This is a genomic window from Aestuariivirga sp. (assembly GCF_037139295.1).
GTDB lineage: Bacteria > Pseudomonadota > Alphaproteobacteria > Rhizobiales > Aestuariivirgaceae > Aestuariivirga.
Genome location: NZ_JBAXGR010000002.1, coordinates 52964 through 73142, shown reverse-complemented (window position 1 = coordinate 73142; position 20179 = coordinate 52964). Strand labels below are relative to the sequence as shown.

The window sequence follows — 20179 nt, the reverse complement described above, 5'->3', positions numbered from 1 at the left end:
AAAAGTTGACGAATGTTCAGGTAGGAACCCTACCCCCCCGCTTCAATGAAAATCGGAATTGCCGCTCCGCCGTTTTGCCGGGTTCCGCCGGCGGCGCTCCGGTGCTAACTCTTTAAATGCTGATTTCCCGAGGAGTTACGTCAAATGACCCACACGCACCACAAGATCGCGATGCTGACCGCGGGCGGCCTCGCCCCCTGCCTCTCCTCGGCGGTGGGCGGCCTCATCGAGCGCTATTCCGAAATCGCCCCCGAGGCACCGATGATCGGCTACCTGTCGGGCTACAAGGGCCTGCTCCTCGGCAAATCCATCCCCGTGACGCCGGAGGTGCGCCGCCGGGCGCATGTGCTCCATGGCCATGGCGGCTCGCCCCTGGGCAACAGCCGCGTCAAGCTCACCAACGTCGCCGACTGCGTGAAGCGCGGCCTCGTCAAGCAGGGCGAGGACCCGCTGAAGGTGGCGGCGAACCAGCTGGTGAAGGACGGCGTCACCATCCTCCATACGATCGGCGGCGACGACACCAACACCACCGCCGCCGATCTCGCCGCCTATCTCCATTCCAACGGCTATGAGCTGACTGTCGTCGGCCTGCCCAAGACCATCGACAATGACGTCGTCCCGATCCGCCAGACGCTGGGCGCCTGGACGGCAGCCGAGCATGGCGCCATGTTCTTCGAGAACGTGGTCAACGAGCAGTCCACCTCGTCGCGCCAGCTGGTCATCCACGAGGTGATGGGCCGCCATTGCGGCTGGCTCACCGCCGCCACGGCCAGGGCCTGGCGCGACCGGCTGGACCACCTCGAGTTCCTGCCCGAGTTCAATCTTGACCGGAAGCACAAGGACATCGACGCCGTCTACATTCCCGAAATGCACATCGACATGGAGAAGGAGGCCGCTCGCCTCCACAAGGTGATGGACACATACGACTCCGTTTCGATCTTCGTGAGCGAGGGCGCCTGCGTGCCCGAGATCGTGGCCGAGCTCGAGGCCAAGGGCGAGCATGTGGAGCGCGATGCCTTCGGCCACGTCCACCTCGACAGCGTGAAGGTGGGTGACTGGTTCGGCAAGCAGTTCGCCAAGAAGATCGGTGCTGACAAGACGCTGGTGCAGAAGTCCGGCTATTTCGGGCGCTCGGCGGCGGCCAACCAGGCCGACCTCGACCTGATCCGCGCCATGGTCCATGTTGCGGTGGACTCTGCCCTCGACGGCGTCTCCGGCGTCATCGGCCATGACGAAGAGCGCGAGGACGAGTTGCGTGCCATCGAATTTCCGCGCATCAAGGGCGGCAAGCACTTCGACGTCCACACACCATGGTTCACCGAGATGTTGAAAGATATCGGACAAGTGACATGAAAGCGCTGTACCCCCTGCTCGCCCTTCTGCTTCTCGTCACCCCCGCGCTGGCCGACGCCACGCTGGACCAGGCCAAGGCAGATTTCGGACAGCTCTGCGCCCCCTGCCATGGGCGCGACGGCAAGGGCGACGGCACGCAGGCGGCTCGCCTCGCCAAGAAACCCGCCGACCTGACGGTGGTAACACAGAAATACGGGGAGTTTCCGGCCCAAAAGGTCTTCGAGACCATCGCCGGGCTGGACATGCCTGACGGCCACGGCACCCGCGACATGCCGATCTGGGGCGACGTCTTCGTCACCGAGCAGGTGGGCAAGAGCACCACGATCGAACAGGCCCTCAAAGCCTCGGATGAGGCCTCGCGGCGGATCTCTGCGCTGGTCCACTACGTCGGGTCGATCCAGGTCTCCCAGTGACGGCTTGCCCCGGCCAGGAATGTGTTATAGCCAGTCGGGTATAGCGCGGAGATATCCTTGACCTGCCAGCCTGCGCCATGACCTTCTTCTCCCTCACGCCCGAGGAATGGGAGGCCGTGCGCCTCAGTCTAAAGGTAGCCACCGTGGCGATGATCGCCAGCCTGCCGGTGGGAATTGCCGTGGCGTGGCTGCTGGCCCGTAAGGAGTTCTGGGGCAAGTCGCTGCTCAACGGCATCGTGCACCTGCCGTTGGTCATGCCGCCCGTTGTGACAGGCTACCTGTTGCTGCTCACCTTCGGCACCAAGGGGCCCGTCGGCGCATTCCTTGCGCAGTTCGGGATCGTCTTTGCCTTCCGCTGGACGGGTGCCGCGCTCGCCTGCGCGGTGATGGGCTTCCCGTTGCTGGTGCGGGCGATCCGGCTTTCCATCGAGGCGGTGGACACGAAGCTCGAGGCCGCCTCCTCCACGCTCGGTGCCAGCGCGCTGTGGGTGTTCCTCACCGTCACGCTGCCGCTCACCCTTCCCGGCATCATCGCCGGCATGATCCTGTGCTTCGCCAAGGCGATGGGCGAGTTCGGCGCCACCATCACCTTCGTCTCCAACATTCCGGGCGAGACGCAGACGCTGCCCACAGCCATCTACACCCTCACCCAGGTGCCGGGTGGCGATGCGGGCGCCCTCAAGCTCACCGCCATCTCGATTGCCATTTCGCTGGGAGCGCTTCTCATCTCGGAGTTCCTTGCCCGCCGTGCGGTACAGAGGATCGCCGCATGAGCCTCTCCATCGACGTTCGCCACAGGCTTGGAAGTTTCGAGCTGGAGGCCGCCTTCGCCAGCGCCGGCGGCATCACCGCCGTCTTCGGCGCCTCGGGCTGCGGCAAGACCTCGCTGGTCAACATCATCGCCGGCCTCATCCGGCCCGACTTCGCGCGGATCAGCGTGGGCGACACGGTGCTGGTGGACACCGCGCGCGGCATCGACGTGCCGCCGCACCAGCGGCGCATCGGCTATGTGTTCCAGGAGGCGCGGCTGTTCCCGCACATGACGGTGGAAAGCAACCTCGCCTATGGCGAATGGTTCACGCCGAAGGCCCAGCGCTATGCGGCAAGGACACAGATCCTCGACCTGCTCGGCATCGCGCATCTGCTGAAGCGCCGCCCGCGTGATCTTTCGGGGGGCGAAAAGCAGCGCGTGGCCATTGGCCGGGCACTCCTCGCTTCGCCCCGCCTGCTGCTGATGGACGAGCCCCTGGCCTCGCTCGACGCCGCGCGCAAGGCAGAGATCATGCCCTATCTCGAGCGCCTGCGCGACGAGGTGAAGATCCCCATCGTCTATGTCAGCCACTCCGTGGCGGAGGTGATGCGGCTGGCAACTGACGTGGCCGTTCTCTCGCAGGGCAAGCTCGCGGCCTTCGGGCCTGCGGCAGAAATCGCCCAGCGCCTTGATCTTGTTCCCGACGATGAACGCGAGGAAGGCGGCGTCATCATCGACATGCAGGTGGCGGCGCATGATGCCGGCTTCGACCTCACACGGCTGGCCTCGGGCGCAGGCGACATCTACGTGCCGGGTCGCCTCGGGCCGGAGGGCACCCCAGCCCGCGTGCGCATCCGCGCGCGCGACGTGATGCTGGCACTGGAGGAGCCCCGGAACATCAGTGCACTGAACATCCTGCGCGGCACGGTGGCCGAGATCTCATCCGCCGGGCCATCCTCGGTGAACGTCAGGCTCGACTGCGGCGGCGCCGCCGTGGTGGCGCGCATCACGCGGCATTCTGCGTCAGCCATGGGGCTGGCGCCGGGAACGCCCGCCTTCGCGGTGGTGAAGGCCGTATCGGTGAGCGGCCCGACGGCCGAACCGCACTGACGACCGCGAACACTTCCGAGCGTGGCCTACGCCTTGGCGATTTCTTCAGCCAGCGCTTTGAGGTGCGGTTCGGTCGCGGCTGTCGCGGCGCGCTCCATGGCGCGGTAGCGCGAGACCAGCGCAAGGCCCAGTGGCGTGAGGGTCGCACCGCCGCCCTTCTTGCCGCCGCTGCGCGAGTCCACCACCGGTTTGCCGAAGATCGTGTTCAGCTCCTCGATCAGCTCCCAGGCGCGGCGGTAGGACATTTCCATGGCACGGCCCCCGGCCGAGATCGAGCCCAGGGAGGCGATCTGCTCGAGAAGGGCGATCTTGCCTGGCCCCACCCTCAGGTCTGGACCAAAATCAATGCGGATGCTCAGGTCTGCCATGGGATTCGCTCTTTCGTCACATGGCAATGATCGAACAAACCGGCACCCGAATCCAGTGCCACAAGGACTCTGAATGGCTTCCGTCCTCACCATCACCCTGAACCCGACGATCGACGTCTTCGGCGAGGCCGCGAAAGTGCAGCCCACCCACAAGGTGCGGCTGAAGGACACCAGCTTCGAGCCGGGCGGCGGCGGCATCAACGTGGCGCGCGTCATCTCCGCACTGGGCGGCGAGGTGGAGGCGCTGACCCTGTCCGGCTGGGAGATGGGCGACTTTCTCGGTCGGCTACTGAAGGACGAGGGCATCCACTGGCAGCCCATTCCCATGGAAGGCGAGACGCGCGTCGCACTCATGGTGCACGACCAGTCGAGTGGCCTTGAATATCGCTTCCTGCCCGAGGGGCCGGAGGTGCACGAGCATGAGATCGATGCCTGCGCCGATGCCATCCTCCACAAGAAGGAAGGCTTCGTGGTGGCGAGCGGCAGCCTGCCGCGCGGTGCCCCGGTCGACAGCTATGTGCGTCTCGCCAGGGCGGCGGCGCAGAATGGCCTGCCCTTCGTGCTCGACTCCTCAGGTGCGGCGCTCAAGGCCGCACTGGAGCATGGCGGCATCTATCTGGTGAAGCCGAGCCAGAGCGAACTCGAAAGCTATGCCGGGCATGCACTCGATGCAGCAGGCATTGAAGCCGCGGCCAAGTCCATCATCGCCAGAGGCCAGGCCCGCATGGTGGCGGTGACGCTGGGCGCCGACGGCGCGGTGCTGGCCACCGCCGACAAGCTGCTGCGGCTTGCCGCCATCCCCGTCGAGGAGCGCTCTGCCGTGGGCGCCGGCGACAGCTTCCTCGGCGCCATGGTGTGGGCCCTCTCCGAAGGCTGGGACGTGGAACGTGCATTCCTGCTCGGCATGGCGGCAGGTGCCGCCGCGACATGCAACACCGGCACTTCGCTGTGCCGAAAGGAAGACGTGTTCGGCCTGTTCGCGAAGGCGGGCGGCCATAGGCCCAGCTAGAGCCCCGTTCCGTCCAGGTCGATGCCATCAGGCCCGAGCGGCACGATGCCGATGGGGTTCAGCGACTTCACCGAATAATAGCCGCGCTTGATGTGGGAGATGTTCACCGTTTCGCGGAAAGCGGAGATCGCCAGCAGGCGCGTCAGGTAGGCATTGAGATTCGGATAATCCACGATGCGGCGCTTGTTGGCCTTGAACAGCCCGTAATAGGCGGCATCGAAGCGCACCAGCGTGACGAAGAGGCGGATATCGGCCTCGGTGAGTTCGTCACCGAACAGGAATGGCCCGGAGGCGAGACGTTCCTCCAGCTCATCCAGCATTGCAAAGACCTCGTGATAGGCCTCTTCATAGGCAACCTGCGTTGTGGCAAAGCCGCAACGGTAGACGCCATTGTTCAGCTTGGGATAGATCGCGGCGTTCAGCGCGTCGATGGCGGGGCGCAGATGCTCCGGGTACAGATCGATCCTGTTCTTCGCCAGGTCGCCGAAGCCCGAATTGAACATGCGGAGGATGTCGGCCGACTCGTTGTTCACGATGCTGCGCGTCTGCTTGTCCCACAGCACGGGCACCGTGGCGCGTCCGGAGTAGTGGGCGTCCGCGGCGGTATAGATCTCGTACATGTAGCGAGCGTGGTTGACCTCGTCCGCGCCTTCGGCGAAGCGCCAGCCCTCGGCGCCCAGTTCAGGCTCGATGATCGACACGGAGATCACGTCTACCAGCCCCTTCAGTTTGCGCGCGGCCAGCGTGCGCGAGGCCCAGGGGCAGATCAACGCCACATAGAGGTGATAGCGCCCGGCTTCCGCCTTGAAGCCGCCCTCGCCAGTGGGCGTGACGAAACTGCGAAACTGCGAGTCCTGACGGACAAAACCGCCCTTCTTGTCCTTGGCCTGCACAGGGTGCCAGTCACCGGACCACTTGCCATCGACGAGCATGAGCGACGTCCTTTCAGAAGAAGAGATGGAGCCGGCCTCGAGCGGTCGGCTCCGGGAGAAGGTTCAGGTCTTAGCCCTTCAGCGCATAGGCGCCGCCGCCGATCAGGGCCTGCACGGCAAGGGCCACCGCCCAGAAGGCCGGGAACTCCCAGCCGCCATTGGCCGCCGAAAAGAAGAAGCCATTGCCGGCATGGGCGAAGACGGCGCCGAGCAGGATGGGGATCAGCGCGAGCGATACCCAACGGGTCCACAGGCCGAGGATCAGCGCGATGCCGCCGAAGAACTCCGCCGCGATGACGACATAGGCGAGCGGGCCGGGAAGACCGAGGCTCTGGAAATACTGCACTGTGCCGGCAGGCGTGAAGATCGCAAACTTCAGATAGGCATGGGCGATGAAGGCGACGCCCATGGTGACGCGCAGCAGCAACGCCGCATAGTCGACGTTGGCGGCGGAAACGGAGAACGGGGCGCGTTCGGTGGCAGCGTAGGTCATCGGAGGTTTCCTTGTCAGTCCGCCGGCGGAAGTGCCGGTCGCGATGGACTTATTGGTAATGGAAACAGTTACGATTGATAATCAGGCCAGCGGGCAGAAGATTGCTTCCATTTTGGAAGCAATTCAGCGCTACCAGCCCTTGTCCCACTCCGGCTCGCCGCGGAATCGCTCCGCCAGGAAATCGACCAGCGCCCGCACCTTGAGCGCCAGGTGGCGACCGGGCGGGTAGACCGCCTGCACCGGCACGGCAGGTGGTTCGTAGCCGCGCAGCAGTGGCATGAGGCGCCCGGCATGGATGGCGTCGCCCGCCACGAAGCTCGGCACCTGGGTGATGCCGAGGCCCGCCTCCGCCGCTGCGACGCAGGTATCGGCGTTGGAAAGATGGATGCGGCCCCGAACATTCACCGTCACAGGCTTGGCGGCGACAAGGAAGTGCCAGGTGTCGCGGTCCTTGAAGTTGGTGTCGACCACGCAGTCATGCGCCGCCAGTTCCTGCGGCGTCGCGGGCGTTCCACGCGTTGCGAGATAGGCGGGCGATGCCACGACCACGATGCGTGACTCGCAGAGCTTGCGCACCACCGTGCTGGCATCGCTCTGGTGGCCAATGCGCAGGGCGGCATCAAAACCCTCGTCCACGAGATTGGCGAGCCGGTCGGAGAAGGCGACCTCGAGGCTCACGTCCGGATAGCGCGAGGCGAAGGCGACAAGGGCGGGCACGAGCTGCTTGGTGCCGAAGGAAAGCGGAGCCGTGAGCTTCAACCTCCCGCTCACCGAGCCGGAGCGGTTCTTCACCGCCTCGCCCAGCGCATCGAGTTCATCGATGACCGCGCGGATGCGCTCGTAATAGGCTTGGCCCACTTCGGTGGGCGACAGGGCGCGCGTGGTGCGGTTGAGCAGCCTTACACCAAGGTCGGCCTCGAGCCGGGAGACAAGCTTCGAGGCCTGCCCCGAGCTTGTGCCGAGGCGGCGGGCGGCTTCCGCGAAGCTGCCTGTTTCCATCACCGCCGCGAACATGCGCTCGCACTCCAGCCTCTGCATTCGAACCCAGCCCCTTGTGTCTTCTCACGAGCATTGCCGCGAAAGGCACACGCGCGCAACCAACACGCACGGTTCGCCGACCAGCCTCAGATTCCCCACATTTGGGGTCGTCTGCCCGGCATTTCGAGCGCGGACACTCTCCCCGAGAGCAAGCTTGGGCGCGGCACTGCGGGGCTTGCCGATGCAGGGTCGCTGTGAGAAACTACAGCATCGCAAAAGCGGAGATCGCAAGATGAAAAAAGCAGCCCTGTTCGGCCTCACCCTCCTTCTCGTTCCGGCCTTCATGGCAGGAGCAAGCCACGCCGCGCTCACGCAAAGCGAAAAGAACTATTGCCGCAAGAAGGCTGAGAAGTATGCCGATGAGAAGTCGCTCGGCACCACGGCAGGTGGCGCCATCGGTGGCGCGGTCGCAGGTGGCATCATCGGCGGCCTGATCACCGGCGGCAAAGGCAGCGGTGTCGGCACCGGGGCCGCAATCGGCGCAGGCGTCGGCGGTGTCGGCGGCGCAGTACGCGGCTCGCAAAAGTGGAACAATTATTACTACAAAAAGTACAACAACTGCATCCAGAAGTACTACTGACACCACACAGGATCTCGCTGCGTGGCCGCTTCGCTGGCGCGGTGAAGGCGCGCCCGGCCGCAGTGCGCAGCTATTCCGCCCTGCCCTTCGTGGCAATGGAAGTGACGCCGGAAGAACTCGCCAAGCTGGCAGCCGATCCGCTCGTGGTCAGTATCTCGGAGAACATCAAGCTTCACACGCGGCTCGTGCAGTCCGCGGCACTTATCCGCGCACCCGCGGCCTGGTCTGCGGGCTACACGGGTGCCGGCCAGACAGTGGCGATCCTTGATACCGGCGTCGACAAGAACCATCCCTTCCTCGCTGGCAAGGTGGTGTCGGAAGCCTGCTACTCCTCGGGCGGTTATTGTCCCGGGGGTCGCACGATCTCGACCGAGGTGAACTCGGCGCTGCCCTGCCCGGTGACAGAAGAGTGCGCCCACGGCACCCATGTGGCCGGCATCGCCGCCGGAAACCAATCCGAATTCTCAGGGATTGCAAAGAACGCGAACATCATCGCGGTACAGGTCTTCAGCCCAGACAATGACAACCCGGGTGAGATCATTGCGTGGTTCAGCGACGTGCTGGCAGGCCTCAACCGCATCTTCGAGCTGCGCACCACATACAATGTTTCATCCGTGAACATTAGCCTTGGCGGATATCGCGCCCAGCGCACCTGCGACAAGGCCTACCCTGCCATGACCGCCGCCATCGCCAATCTGCGCAGCGCGGGGATCGCCACCATCATCTCCTCTGGCAATGAGGGATGGACGGATTCAACTGCGTTTCCGGCCTGCATTTCGCAGGCCGTGAGCGTCGGGTCAGTGTCCGACTCGGCTGTTGGGACTTGCGATGACGGTCAGCCGATGATCGCCGACAAGGTCGCATGCTATTCCAACTCGGCGTCCTTCCTGTCCCTGCTGGCGCCGGGCTCGCTGATCACCTCTTCCGTGCCGGGCGGAAACTACGAATCCTGGGAAGGCACCTCGATGGCCGCGCCGCATGTTACGGGCGCCTGGGCACTGCTGAAGCAGAAATTCACCGATGCATCGGTGACAGAGATTCTTGCCGCCTTCCAGTCCAGCGGGCAGATGGTCACCGACTATCGCGCGACGCGTAGACCGATTACCAAGTCGCGCATCGACGTGGCCGCCGCCCTCAATGGGCTCACCAGGCTCAGCATTGCAAAGACGGGCACCGACGGCGGCACGGTGAACATCACCACGCCGCGCGGCACGATCGCTTGCAGCAGCGACTGCAGCTTGCCAATCGTCACGGGAACGATGGTGAAGCTCACCGCCAAGGCAGATCGCGGCTCGCGATTCATCGGCTGGACAGGGGGCGGCTGCAGCAGGCCCAGGCCCTGCACCCTTCCGCTCTCCTCGGCACTATCGATGACGGCCATCTTCAGCATGCGGTGACGCCACGATCTATCCGCGGCGGTAGATCGTCTTGCCGCGCTTGATCGTCTCGACGACCTTGATGTTGCGGATCTCGTTGGGGGCAACGCTCAGCGGATTGCCATCGAGGATCACGAAGTCAGCGACCTTTCCCGCCGTGATCGTGCCCTTGAGGGCCTCCTCGCGATAGGTATAGGCCACATTGCGGGTGACGCCGAGCAGCGCATCATAGGGCTTCACATCTTCCTGAGGGCCCAGCACCTGGCCGGACAGCGTGGTGCGGGTCACGGCGATCCAGATCGCCTCCATCACATTGGGCGAGGCCGACGGACAGTCGCAGTGCATCGTGGTGCGCAGGCCCGCGGCGAGGGCCGAAGCCATGGGTGATTCCATGCTCGCACGCTCCGGTCCCAAGAGCTTCATCAACTGGTCGCCATAGAGCATCATGTGCGGCGGCATCATGGAGATGCCGAGATTGAACTTCTTGTAGATCGGCAACTGGTCCTGCCGCACGAAGTAGGAGTGCGCTATGAGGTTGCGGCGATCATCCGCCTTGCCGGTGGCGGCAATCGCCTTTTCAAAGGCGGCAAGGCTGAGGTCGATGCCGGCATCGCCATTGCTGTAGGCGAAGACCTGGATGTCGTTGGCATAGGCATAGCCGATCCACTGCTCCACCATCTCCTTGGGCAGCAGCATGCCCTTCCAGCCATCGGGGAATCCGGTGGTGTCGAGGTAGGGCTGGGTGAAGGCCGCAAGCCGCAGCTGCGGCGCGGCGTCGGTGGCCACCTGGTAGCCGGTAATTTTCAGGCCATGGTCGCCGTGGCTGTAGGCGCCCCAGGTCCAGTCGGCCTCCGCCACCATCTTGCCCCCGGCCTCATCCGAAATGGACGGCATGCCGATGACATCGAGCGCGATAACCCCCTGGTCGAAGGCGGCACGAAAGTTGGCGATCTCCTCGCGCGTCAGCTGATAACTCTGGACCGTGGTAAAGCCCTGCGCCGCGAGCAGAGCCTGCGCCGCCACAAAGGTCTTCAGTGCCTGCTCCTGAGAATAACTGCCCAGCGCCTGCCCATGGGCGGCAAGGAAGGGGGTGAACAGAAGTTCTCCCGTCAGCTTGCCGGTCTGCGCATCCTTGACGATCTGGCCAGGCTGCGCTGCCTGCGTCTCGGGCGTGATGCCGAGCTTCGCCAGACCAGCGCTGTTGACCTGACCGGTAAGCGTGGACAGCGTGCTGATCATCACCGGCGTGGCGGGAAATGCCTCATCGAGATCGGCAAGCGTCAAGGCACCATCCGATAGCAGCGCGGCAAAATAGCCATAGCCGATGATCCAACCGTTGAACGGCGTGGTCGCCTTGAGCAGAGCGATGACGTCCACCTTGCTGTGGGGCGGCTTGTCAGCGAAGTAACCGAGGTTCACGCCCAGCGTCTGCTGCGCGAAAAGCGCGAAGTGCCCCCAGGAGTCGATGAAGCCTGGCAGCATGGTGCGGCCCTTGAGGTCCACCTCCGTGGCATTGCCCACGGCTGCAATGGCCCCGGCCTTGTCACCCACGAAGGCAATCTTGCCGTCTCTGACGGCCACCGCCTCGGCATAGCGAGGCGCGTCACTCTCCATGGTGAAAATGGTGCCGTTGGAGTAGATGACGGCTCCCGTCTCCTGCGCCATGGCCGACATCGCACCCGGCACCGCCACCGCGCCTAGCGCAGCCACGCCCGCCTTCACGAAGTCTCGACGGTCAATCCTGCTGGTCATCACAAAGCGCCTGCCCACTGTTTACGAACGGCAGACGGTTCCACGCCTTGGCGGAGGTTTCAAGGGTCAGAAGCCTTATACGTCGCAAATCGATCAACAGAGAGATGTTCTCGCAGCGTGAAACCCACCTCGTTCTATTCTGCAAGCAGCATCCCACGCTGAACGACCACGATGCATTTGTACCCACAAGAGATGATTCCCTCATTCTCAAGTTGAGAAAGCACCTTTGATACCACTGAGCGTGACACGCACGACACGGCCGCTAGCTCATCTTGCGTGACAATCACTTTGCGCGCACCGTCACTGATTGCGCATGCTGAACCGGAAAGCGTGTGGAGTTTCGAGCGAACACGTTGTTCGCCCTTCAGGCCAGCAAGCCCGGCAGACAATTCGAGATAGCCTCGCAATGCGCCGGCAAGAAGTTCGACCACGGCTCCATGAAAGGCAGGATCGCTTCTTGCGGCGAGCAGCCCTGATTGCGCGACAACCAGAGCTGAACTGGGCACGCGGGCGCGATACTCCGCAACATTTTCGTTCCCGGTCAACGCACCATACTCGCCGAACCACTCCAAAGGAGCCAGCACATGTGTGGGTATCACTTCCAGATTGGCGCGCGGGACCAAGACTTGCACCGCTCCCTCGAGCAGAAAATACAGATCGGACCCCCTCTCATCCAGACGGATGATCCGCTGATCCTTGGAGAACTTCACCAATCTCGACTTCCGAAGAACCTGATCGCGAAATTCTCGCGTCATTCCAGACAGCCACGATGACCTGCAGGCCGTAACAAGTGCTGATGTCAAGTCTGCATCAGCCAAGAGAATACTGACATGCGGACAAGGAAGCTTTCATCGCCAAGGATCACTTTCCTTCGGTAAGTGGTGGCAGCGTCCAGCGACCGTCCAGTGCTTCCGGTTTCGGCCCATAGAATCTGCCCACGAAGAAAAAGGGTCCGCGGGGCGCGGGCAGCCAATTCGATTCCTTGTCAGGCCCCGGATTGTCGGCCTGCATGTAGATTTCAAGCGAGCCGTCCGCTGCCTGCTTGAGGCCTTCCGTGCGGCTGCCGATCGAATAACGGTTGAGCGCATTGTCGACCAGCAAGCGCTGCGGCAGGTTGTACATGGTGATGGACCAGAACTCGGTGACAGGCGGCAGCTGGCCTGGTTCGAAGCGCAGCACCCAGTGGCGGTTGCCATCCAGCACATTGCCCTCGCCATCCGTCTGCTGGCTGCCGTAGACGGCCTCTTCCTTGGTGTTGCCATAGATGCCCAGCATGGCGCCATAATTGCGCTTGGTGATGTAGCCATCCCCCAATTCCGTCCGCGTGCCGAACAGGGCGCGCGAGTCCTTTTGCTGGAGCGCACCCTCCTTCAGGGCCTTTGCGGCTTCGGCGATACCCTTTTCCATCGCGTCTCTGATTTCCGGCGCGAGCGCCGCGGCTTCGAAGGCGCGGCCAGGGCCGATGCCGATGCGGGCAAAGCGCGCGAACATCTCCTGCTCCGATGCTTGCACCGGCATGAAGTCCAGCAGCACATTCAGATAGACGATGAAGTCCAGGCCTTCGGCTCTCGCCGCATCCCACACTGGCCACACGACGGCGGGTGCCGGAGCGGGTGCGGGCTTGCCGACAAACTGCGACAGCGGCATCAGCTTATAGGCGTCCTGCACGGATTTCATGGCATCCACGTCGTCCGGCCCCAGCAGCTGCGTGCGGGTCAATGTGCCAACGAAGTCGGTCTCGGCATAAATAACCTTGCCGAACCCCTTCGGGATGTCGCCCATCCAACGAGGACCCACGAACAGATAGGTGCCGGCCTCGCGCCCCGTGGCGCGCACGCCCGTATAGGCGAAGTTATGCGTGTAGAGATCGAACCACTGGTTCACATAATAGCGCGGGGCGGCCACGACCGGCAGCGACAGCACCATCGGCTCGGCGCGAAGATCGAGCCATGCCCAGGAATAGGGCGTGTCATTGTTGGGCGTCACGATGTCCGAGTCGGCTGGCGTGGACGAGCGCGCATAGTGGCGGAACTTGTTGAACCCGCCGACATAGCCGCCAAACGCCTTGTTCTGCGTCTGGTTATACATCGTCTGATAGCACTGAAGCGGTGCATAGGCATAGCCCCAAGCCTCTTGCGCTATGGCGCGGGCGTCATCAGCGGGGATTCGAACGGTGCCGTTGGTCATGGTCTGTCTCGCCTCACTTCACGCGTTCGATGTCGTTGAGCTGCCAGCTCTTGTCGAAGTAAGGCTCAGTTGCCGCATAGAAGCGGAAGTAGGGAAACCAGCCCTTGCCCGCGTTGGTCTTGATCCAGTTCGTGGCATTGGCCGGGCGCTCCGGCCCGAAGAAGACGTCGACGGAGCCATCGGAATTGGTCGCCAGGTCCGGCTTGCGAGAACTTAAGTCGGCCGCACCCTGGTCGGTCATCAGCGGACCGCGTGTCACGTTGTCATAGAGGGTGATGGACCAGAACTGCTTGACCGGCGGGTTAGGCTCGACATGCAGCTTGTAGGTCTTGCCGCCGTCCAGCCAGTTGCCGTCCTTGTCCTTCGATGTCTCGAGATAGACCTGCCCGAAGCCGAGGATGCGGCCCTGCATGCCGGCCGACATGCCGATCGCCTCATAGAACCATGATGCGCGCTCATCGAACTGCACACGGGTTTTTTCGGGATTCTCCTGATCGAGATCAAACAGCACCGCATATTCCCATTGCTTGCCGGGATAGACCGTGGCGCCTTGGTAGCGCTTGTCATAAGCAATGGTGCGCGCCATCAACTCGCCAACCTTGGCGGCCTCGGTGAGGATCTTTGCCTGCCGCGCATCGGGGTTGAAGGGCTTGCCTGGCGTGATACCAAGCGGCGCCAGCATGCCGAACATCATCCGGTCACGCGGTGCCACCGGTTCGTCGGCATAGAGTTCGGCGAGGAGCTTCCAGTATTCCAGCGTGTCCGGCTGGGCGGACTGCCAGGGACGGCCGCCGACTTCTGCAAACTTCGTCGGCTCAGGCTTGTCGCGCTGGTCCCAACCATAGATGCTGAACTTGCGCAGCGTCGCTTCGGCCACGGCCTTGTCCGGGTCGAGCCCGCGCGTGCCGAACCACACCTGGTTGGAAGGCGCCCGAAACACCAGATAGCCTGGCGCATCGATGTCGGGACTGCCCGGCGGCAGGATCAGGTACTTACCGCCCTTACCCTTGTCGGGCCCCGTCTGGCCCATGTCGGTGATCGGCTGCTGCCAGATGTCCATCACGCCGCCCGCAGTAAGGCCTTCCGGCACATCCACCACCATCGGTCCCTGCTTTGCGAGGTCCCAGAAGCTGAAGGCATAGAGCGTGGTGATGTTGGGGGTCAGCATGCCAGCCTTGTCGGCGAGGCTCCGGTAGAACATGATGTCGCCGTTGCCGGCACCCAGCGTCTTGGCCTGCGCATCATAGAGCGCCTTGTAGCCCACCGCCGGAAGCGCCCAGAGATAGGCCTGCGTGGCGCGCTGGAAGTCCATCTCGTCATAGAGGCGGTCGGCCGTTTCGCGGCTCGGATAGCCGTTTTCCAGCGTGAGATCGCCAAGCTTCGTCGGCACGGTTTGCACCTCGGCAGAGAGCGCAGGCGGCAGGCCACTGGACCACAAGGTTGCCACGACTGCCGCGAGCAGTGCCGTCTTCTGGACATGCCGGATCATGTTCATGTGCTGCCATCCCCTGCTGCTCCACAACGCTTACTTGAACCGGCGATACCAATACACTAGTCTGCCCATACCGAATTGGTATCGGACAACATCATGATCGACCGCCTGAAGTCCGCGCTGGTTCTGGCCGAAACACTGAACTTCCATCGCGCAGCACAGCGCCTGGAGATGAGCCAGCCGCATCTCACGCGAACCATCAAGTCGCTCGAGAAGGAGCTCGGCTTCTCGCTGTTCGAGCGAAGCCCCCATGGCGTCACACTCACGCCGGACGGAAGCCGGGCGCTCAAGGAAGCCGCCTTACTTGTCAAGGCCGAGGCGGCATTCCATGGCAAGATCGAGGCGCTGCGCGGCGGTTCATCCGAGACGCTGAAGATCGCGGTTGGCGCCTTCATCTCGCAGTCCTGGGCGGCCTCCGCCGTTACCGCAATGAAGGCATCCGATGGAACCATTTCCATCAGCCTGCGCGAGCTTGACTGGTGGACGCTGTCCGACGCCGTTCACAGCGGCGAATTCGACCTCGCCATCGGCGAGTTGAGCGAGGCCAACAAGAACCCGGATCTCGTCAAGGAGCCCTTCCCCGAACGCGAAGGCAGCATCATCGTCCGGGCCGGGCACCAGCTCGCGGGGCGCAATGAGGTCACCCTTGAGGAGATCGCCCGCTTCCCGCTGGCAGGACCGCGTGTGCCGGGCCGCATTGCACAGCTGCTTCCGCCCGCCTGCGCAATGGGCTCATTGTCCGCAGACGGACAGTTCTTCATTCCCGTCATCGAGTGCGCGACGCCCCGGTCGATGATCGACGTGGTCTCCCAATCCAATGCCTTCTGCATGCTCTGGCCCGAATACTACGCCGAACAATTGAAGTCAGGACAAGTCCTGGAACTGCCGTTTCATCCACCATGGCTGCGCGCCACCCAGGGCATCATGTACCGCCGCAACAAGCCGCTTTCCCCAGCCGCGCTGGCCTTCCGGAACGTCGCCAGAACCGCCGAGCGAAAATACTTCCGGCACCGCAAGGGCTGACCCTCTGCGATGGCGGGTGAGTTACAATTGAATTGCTGGGTCACCCTGCCGCAATCACTCAAGCAACGCTGCCGCCAATCGTCGCGATCGCGCTCTCGATAAGCTCCACCAGTGTTTCGCGGGGAATGTCAGGAAACTCGGCCTGAACATCATCAGCAAGCTGGTACTTGTCGGTGATCAGCCTCGCATCGACGTTTGCCTGAACAATCGCAGGTTGGGTGTTGGCTGGGTTCTTAGGGGATTAGCAATGTGGTGTGAAAAGCTAAGCAGCGGCGGCGGAGGTTAACTGCATGTTGCGCGGTTATCTGATCCTGACGTCAGTGGCTATCCTCATATGCGGATGCGCGGGCATGGATAGCGACTTTGGCGCTGCTCCATCAGGGCCGGGACCGACTGCCGAGCAGATCGCACAATGGCAAGCGGCATCCAAGAAGGGGCAGCAGGAGAAGAAGAAGGCGCAGGCGGCGCAAGACAGCGCCCAGTGCATCGAGTTTGGCTACAAGTCTGGCACGACCGATTATGCGAAGTGCCGCGAGAACCTCCATCAGAAGCGGGAGGAGGCAGAACAAGCAGCGCTAGCTCGTCAGGCAGCGGCCCAGCAGGCCGCAGCCGCCAATCAAGCTGCGATTGCGGGGGCAATTATTGCGCGAGGCCCTCCGCAGTATAATCCGGTTGCCGTGCAGCCATTCCCAAAGATTGAGCCCTACATGATACCTCCAGCGCCAAGGCCAATCACAACAGATTGCAGACGTGATCCAGTTCTCACCGGCAACGTGACCTGCACTTCTCGGTGAAAAATCAAAAAATTCCCGCGCCCCCTGGCTTCGGCATTTGCGGCTCAGCGTGGACCACTCCCCCGGGGGGTCTGCTGGGCGTTCGATCCCGCCAGCCGGATCGGCTGGAGAATTCGACGGATCGGCAAGGTGAGCCGCCGGGTGTCGGACTGCTTGGCGGAGATCGCGTTAGAGCAGCCGCGGGGCTAGATCTGGTCGATAATGCTCGTAACCTGATCATCAGCAGCAACTGATCCGGCGCTTGGGCTTCCGATCTGATGCCTATCTGATGCTTGATTGTTCGGTAGCTACTCTACCGCGTCACCAATCTAACCGTAACCCTTTGGTATCCTTGGTGGGCGATGTAGGACTCGAACCTACGACCCGCTGATTAAGAGTCAGCTGCTCTACCACCTGAGCTAATCGCCCGCCCTTTGAAGGACGTACGGCCCCGAGAAGTCCGGAGCCGACGGCGGGTTAGTACATCGCCCGCCGCCCCCCGTCTAGTGCTTTTTTAGTGCCCTGTTGACACCCGAAATCACCGCCTTGAGCGAGGCGACGACGATGTTCTTGTCGATGCCCACGCCGAACAGGCTGGAGCCGTCAGGCAGCCGGAGTTCCACATATGCGATGGCCGCCGCATTGGCGCCCATGCCGATGGCGTGCTCGCGGTAATCGGCAACATCAAAGTTGAGGCCCGATTCCCTGCGGATGGCGTCGACAAAGCCATCGACCGGTCCATTGCCATGGCCGAGGATGGTCTTGAGGTTGCCGTCCACCGTGATCTTGGCGACCACGTCCTGTTCGGCCTGGTCCGCACTCGCGGAATGCGACACGAAGCCGTAGCGACCGTTGCCTTCGAGGTACTCCAACTGGAAGGCGCCCCACAGCCTGTCGGCCGCAAGCTCCACCCCCTCGCCGTCGGCGATGGCCTGGACGACCTTCGAGAACTCGATCTGCAGGCGGCGCGGCAGCTCGATGCCATGTTCCTTCTCGAGAATGTAGGCGATGCCGCCCTTGCCCGACTGCGAGTTGATGCGGATCACCGCCTCGTAGGAGCGGCCAAGGTCCATCGGGTCGATGGGGAGATAGGGAACTTCCCACAGCGGCGAGTTCGACGCCGCCATGGCCTTGAAGCCCTTGTTGATCGCATCCTGGTGCGAGCCCGAGAAGGCAGTGAAGACGAGCTCACCCGCGTAAGGATGACGCGGGTGAATGGGCAGCTGGTTGCAGTACTCCGCCATGCGCACGAGCTCGTTGATGTTCGAGCAGTCGAGGCCGGGGTCAACGCCCTGACTATAGAGGTTCATGGCCAGCGTGACGAGATCGACGTTGCCGGTGCGCTCGCCATTGCCGAATAGCGTGCCTTCCACGCGGTCCGCACCCGCCAGCAGGCCGAGCTCGGTCGCCGCAACAGCGCAGCCGCGGTCATTGTGCGGGTGCAGCGAGATCAGCAGCGCGTCGCGCTTCTTGATGTTGCGGCAGAACCACTCGATCTGGTCGGCGTGGACGTTGGGGGTGCACATCTCAACCGTGGCCGGCAGGTTGAGGATGAGCTTCTTACTGGGCGTCGGCTCATAGGCATCGATCACCGCCTCGCAGATTTCCTTGGCGAATTCGAGCTCGGTGCCGGTGAAGCTCTCGGGCGAGTATTCATGGCGGGTCACGCCCTCGAGGCCATATTCGCGCTCGAGCTTGCGGATGAGGGTCGCACCCTTCACGGCGATGTCGATGATCCCTGCCTTGTCGAGCTTGAAGACGACGCGGCGCTGCAATTCGGAGGTCGAGTTGTAGAGATGCACGATGGCGCTCTTCACACCCTTCAGGCTCTCGAAGGTGCGGCGGATCAGCTCCTCGCGCGACTGCGTGAGCACCTGGATGGTGACGCCGTCGGGGATCCGGTTGCCCTCGATCAGGTAGCGCACGAAGTCGAAGTCGGTCTGTGAGGCCGAGGGGAAGCCCACCTCGATCTCCTTGAAGCCCATCTTCAACAGCGCGTCGAACATCCGCATCTTGCGGTCGAGGCCCATCGGCTCGATGAGCGACTGGTTGCCGTCACGGAGATCGACCGAGCACCAGATCGGCGGCTCTGTGATGGTCCTGTTCGGCCATTGCCGGTCGGTCAACTGGACCTGCGGAAACGGGCGGTACTTCTCGCGGGGGGAAATCATCATGGGAGGGTTCTTTCGGAAATGCCTGGCTTAGCTGGTTTGTCGGTGCGAGACCCCCGGAGAGCCAGGGCAGATGCCCGGCCGGCCCTCAGGGGCAGCTAAGAAGGAGGCGGCCAAGCGCAAGCGGCAGCGGCAGGGCTGCTGGACTGAACAGAATGTTCCGCGCGTTGGACATGGCCGAAACCTATAATGCAGGATGCAGAAAGGTGCAACCCGCGCCGATTTCGCGTCTTTTGGGCATCTGGCATGCCCGCCCGGCATTGCCCTCCGCAACTGATATGTTAGCATGTTGGCATGAGCTCCGAACCAGAGGGCTCCAAACCGGTCACGGGAGGACCCAGACATGCTCAAGAAGACACTCGCCTGCACCATCGCGCTTGCCGCCCTGATGGCGGCCGGGCCGGCCATGGCCGACACCAAGGACAAGAAGATCGCGCTGTCCAACAACTACGCCGGCAACTCCTGGCGCCAGGCCATGCTGAAGAGCTGGGACAAGGTGACGAAGCAGGCCGTCGCCGACGGTGTCGTCGCCGCAGCCGATCCCTTCACCACATCGGAAAACCAGGTGACGGAACAGGCCGCCCAGATCCAGAACCTGATCCTGCAGGGCTACAATGCCATCGTCATCAACGCCGCCTCGCCGGACGCGCTGAACGGCGTGGTCAAGCAGGCCTGCGACGCCGGTATCACGGTTGTCTCCTTCGACGGCATCGTGACCGAGCCCTGCGCCTGGCGCATCGCCGTCGATTTCGAAAAGATGGGCGCTTCGGAAGTCGAATACCTTGCCAAGAAGATGCCGGACGGAGGCAACCTGCTTGAGATCCGCGGCCTCGCCGGCGTGTTCGTCGATGACGCCATCTCCAAGGGCATCAACAGCGAAGTGGCCAAGAACCCGCAGTTCAAGGTCGTCGGCTCCGTGCACGGCGACTGGGCGCAGGAAGTGGCGCAGAAGGCCGTTGCCGGCATCCTGCCGTCGCTGCCGGAGATCAAGGCCGTGGTGACGCAGGGTGGTGACGGCTATGGCGCCGCACAGGCCTTCGCCGCTGCCGGCCGCCCCACCCCCACCATCATCATGGGCAACCGCCAGGATGAGCTGCAGTGGTGGAAGGAACAGAAGGACAAGAACGGCTACGAGACCATGTCCGTCTCGATCGCGCCGGGCGTGTCCACGCTGGCCTTCTGGGTCGCCCAGCAGATCCTCGACGGCAAGGAAGTGCCGAAGGACCTGACGGTGCCGTTCCTGCGCATCGACCAGGACAATCTCGAGGCCAACCTCGCCACCACCGAAAAGGGCGGTGTCGCCAACGTCGAGTATTCGCTCGAAGACGCCCAGAAGGTGATCTCAGGCAAGTAAGCGC

The 20179-nt window shown here is 63.2% G+C and carries 19 protein-coding genes and 1 tRNA gene; 10 read left to right on the top strand and 10 right to left on the bottom strand.

From position 1 onward, the window contains the following. The first annotated feature begins 144 nt into the window (after positions 1–144). From WCJ41_RS01165 to modC, 4 genes are all read left to right on the top strand, one after another. Entirely contained in the window at positions 145–1353 is a 1209-nt protein-coding gene (locus WCJ41_RS01165) for a pyrophosphate--fructose-6-phosphate 1-phosphotransferase (RefSeq protein ID WP_336903979.1), read from the top strand. Next, a complete protein-coding gene (locus WCJ41_RS01160) occupies positions 1350–1766 on the top strand; it encodes a cytochrome C (RefSeq protein WP_336903978.1) in 417 nt (138 codons plus the stop codon). Before WCJ41_RS01165 ends, WCJ41_RS01160 begins: the two co-directional genes overlap by 4 nt. 77 nt (positions 1767–1843) lie before the next feature. Further along, the gene (modB, locus tag WCJ41_RS01155; protein WP_336903977.1) at positions 1844–2539 is read left to right on the top strand and encodes a molybdate ABC transporter permease subunit; all 696 of its coding nucleotides are present in this window, start codon (positions 1844–1846) and stop codon (positions 2537–2539) included. Further along, the gene (modC, locus tag WCJ41_RS01150; RefSeq protein ID WP_336903976.1) at positions 2536–3627 is read left to right on the top strand and encodes a molybdenum ABC transporter ATP-binding protein; all 1092 of its coding nucleotides are present in this window, start codon (positions 2536–2538) and stop codon (positions 3625–3627) included. Before modB ends, modC begins: the two co-directional genes overlap by 4 nt. Before the next feature lie 26 nt (positions 3628–3653). Here modC and WCJ41_RS01145 read toward each other — a convergent pair whose 3' ends face one another. Next, positions 3654–3995, bottom strand: a complete 342-nt coding sequence (locus tag WCJ41_RS01145; RefSeq protein ID WP_336903975.1) for a LysR family transcriptional regulator — start codon at positions 3993–3995, stop codon at positions 3654–3656. A 73-nt stretch (positions 3996–4068) separates the two neighbouring features. Here WCJ41_RS01145 and WCJ41_RS01140 point away from each other — a divergent pair, with 73 nt between their 5' ends. After that, a complete protein-coding gene (locus WCJ41_RS01140) occupies positions 4069–5004 on the top strand; it encodes a 1-phosphofructokinase family hexose kinase (protein ID WP_336903974.1) in 936 nt (311 codons plus the stop codon). On the opposite strand, the gene WCJ41_RS01135 is transcribed toward WCJ41_RS01140, so the two are convergent. The 3 genes from WCJ41_RS01135 to WCJ41_RS01125 all read right to left on the bottom strand — a co-directional run bounded on the left by WCJ41_RS01135 (position 5001) and on the right by WCJ41_RS01125 (position 7467). After that, positions 5001–5936, bottom strand: a complete 936-nt coding sequence (locus WCJ41_RS01135) for a glutathione S-transferase family protein (protein WP_336903973.1) — start codon at positions 5934–5936, stop codon at positions 5001–5003. The genes WCJ41_RS01140 and WCJ41_RS01135 overlap by 4 nt on opposite strands. A 70-nt stretch (positions 5937–6006) precedes the next feature. Next, the gene (locus tag WCJ41_RS01130) at positions 6007–6429 is read right to left on the bottom strand and encodes a DoxX family protein (protein ID WP_336903972.1); all 423 of its coding nucleotides are present in this window, start codon (positions 6427–6429) and stop codon (positions 6007–6009) included. A 129-nt stretch (positions 6430–6558) separates the two neighbouring features. Next, positions 6559–7467: a LysR family transcriptional regulator gene (locus WCJ41_RS01125; protein ID WP_336903971.1), complete on the bottom strand. Its 909-nt coding sequence runs from the start codon at positions 7465–7467 to the stop codon at positions 6559–6561. Between the two features lie 232 nt (positions 7468–7699). Between WCJ41_RS01125 and WCJ41_RS01120 the strand changes: the two genes are divergently transcribed. Both WCJ41_RS01120 and WCJ41_RS01115 read left to right on the top strand, forming a co-directional pair. Further along, positions 7700–8047 carry a hypothetical protein gene (locus tag WCJ41_RS01120; RefSeq protein ID WP_336903970.1) on the top strand — a complete coding sequence of 116 codons (348 nt, stop codon included), beginning with the start codon at positions 7700–7702 and terminating at the stop codon, positions 8045–8047. A 41-nt stretch (positions 8048–8088) separates the two neighbouring features. Then, positions 8089–9444, top strand: a complete 1356-nt coding sequence (locus WCJ41_RS01115; RefSeq protein WP_336903969.1) for a S8 family serine peptidase — start codon at positions 8089–8091, stop codon at positions 9442–9444. Between the two features lie 9 nt (positions 9445–9453). Here WCJ41_RS01115 and WCJ41_RS01110 read toward each other — a convergent pair whose 3' ends face one another. From WCJ41_RS01110 to WCJ41_RS01095, 4 genes are all read right to left on the bottom strand, one after another. Further along, positions 9454–11175, bottom strand: a complete 1722-nt coding sequence (locus WCJ41_RS01110) for an amidohydrolase (RefSeq protein ID WP_336903968.1) — start codon at positions 11173–11175, stop codon at positions 9454–9456. A gap of 134 nt (positions 11176–11309) precedes the next feature. Continuing rightward, positions 11310–11885 carry a Crp/Fnr family transcriptional regulator gene (locus WCJ41_RS01105; protein WP_336904049.1) on the bottom strand — a complete coding sequence of 192 codons (576 nt, stop codon included), beginning with the start codon at positions 11883–11885 and terminating at the stop codon, positions 11310–11312. A 151-nt stretch (positions 11886–12036) separates the two neighbouring features. Next, positions 12037–13362, bottom strand: coding sequence for a DUF1254 domain-containing protein (locus WCJ41_RS01100; protein ID WP_336903967.1), 1326 nt, complete (start codon positions 13360–13362; stop codon positions 12037–12039). A gap of 13 nt (positions 13363–13375) precedes the next feature. Beyond that, a complete protein-coding gene (locus WCJ41_RS01095) occupies positions 13376–14857 on the bottom strand; it encodes a DUF1254 domain-containing protein (protein WP_336903966.1) in 1482 nt (493 codons plus the stop codon). A 93-nt stretch (positions 14858–14950) separates the two neighbouring features. Between WCJ41_RS01095 and WCJ41_RS01090 the strand changes: the two genes are divergently transcribed. Next, on the top strand, positions 14951–15877 hold the full coding sequence (locus tag WCJ41_RS01090; protein ID WP_336903965.1) for a LysR family transcriptional regulator: 927 nt from the start codon (positions 14951–14953) through the stop codon (positions 15875–15877). Between the two features lie 290 nt (positions 15878–16167). After that, complete coding sequence (locus tag WCJ41_RS01085; RefSeq protein ID WP_336903964.1) at positions 16168–16671, top strand: hypothetical protein; 504 nt, start codon at positions 16168–16170, stop codon at positions 16669–16671. A 332-nt stretch (positions 16672–17003) separates the two neighbouring features. On the opposite strand, the gene WCJ41_RS01080 is transcribed toward WCJ41_RS01085, so the two are convergent. Both WCJ41_RS01080 and leuA read right to left on the bottom strand, forming a co-directional pair. After that, positions 17004–17079 (bottom strand) — tRNA-Lys (locus WCJ41_RS01080). A 74-nt stretch (positions 17080–17153) separates the two neighbouring features. Continuing rightward, positions 17154–18824: a 2-isopropylmalate synthase gene (gene leuA / locus WCJ41_RS01075; protein WP_336903963.1), complete on the bottom strand. Its 1671-nt coding sequence runs from the start codon at positions 18822–18824 to the stop codon at positions 17154–17156. A 340-nt stretch (positions 18825–19164) separates the two neighbouring features. Here leuA and WCJ41_RS01070 point away from each other — a divergent pair, with 340 nt between their 5' ends. Next, positions 19165–20175 (top strand): ABC transporter substrate-binding protein, encoded by a 1011-nt coding sequence (locus WCJ41_RS01070; RefSeq protein WP_336903962.1) that lies wholly within the window; start codon positions 19165–19167, stop codon positions 20173–20175. Positions 20176–20179 lie beyond the last annotated feature (4 nt).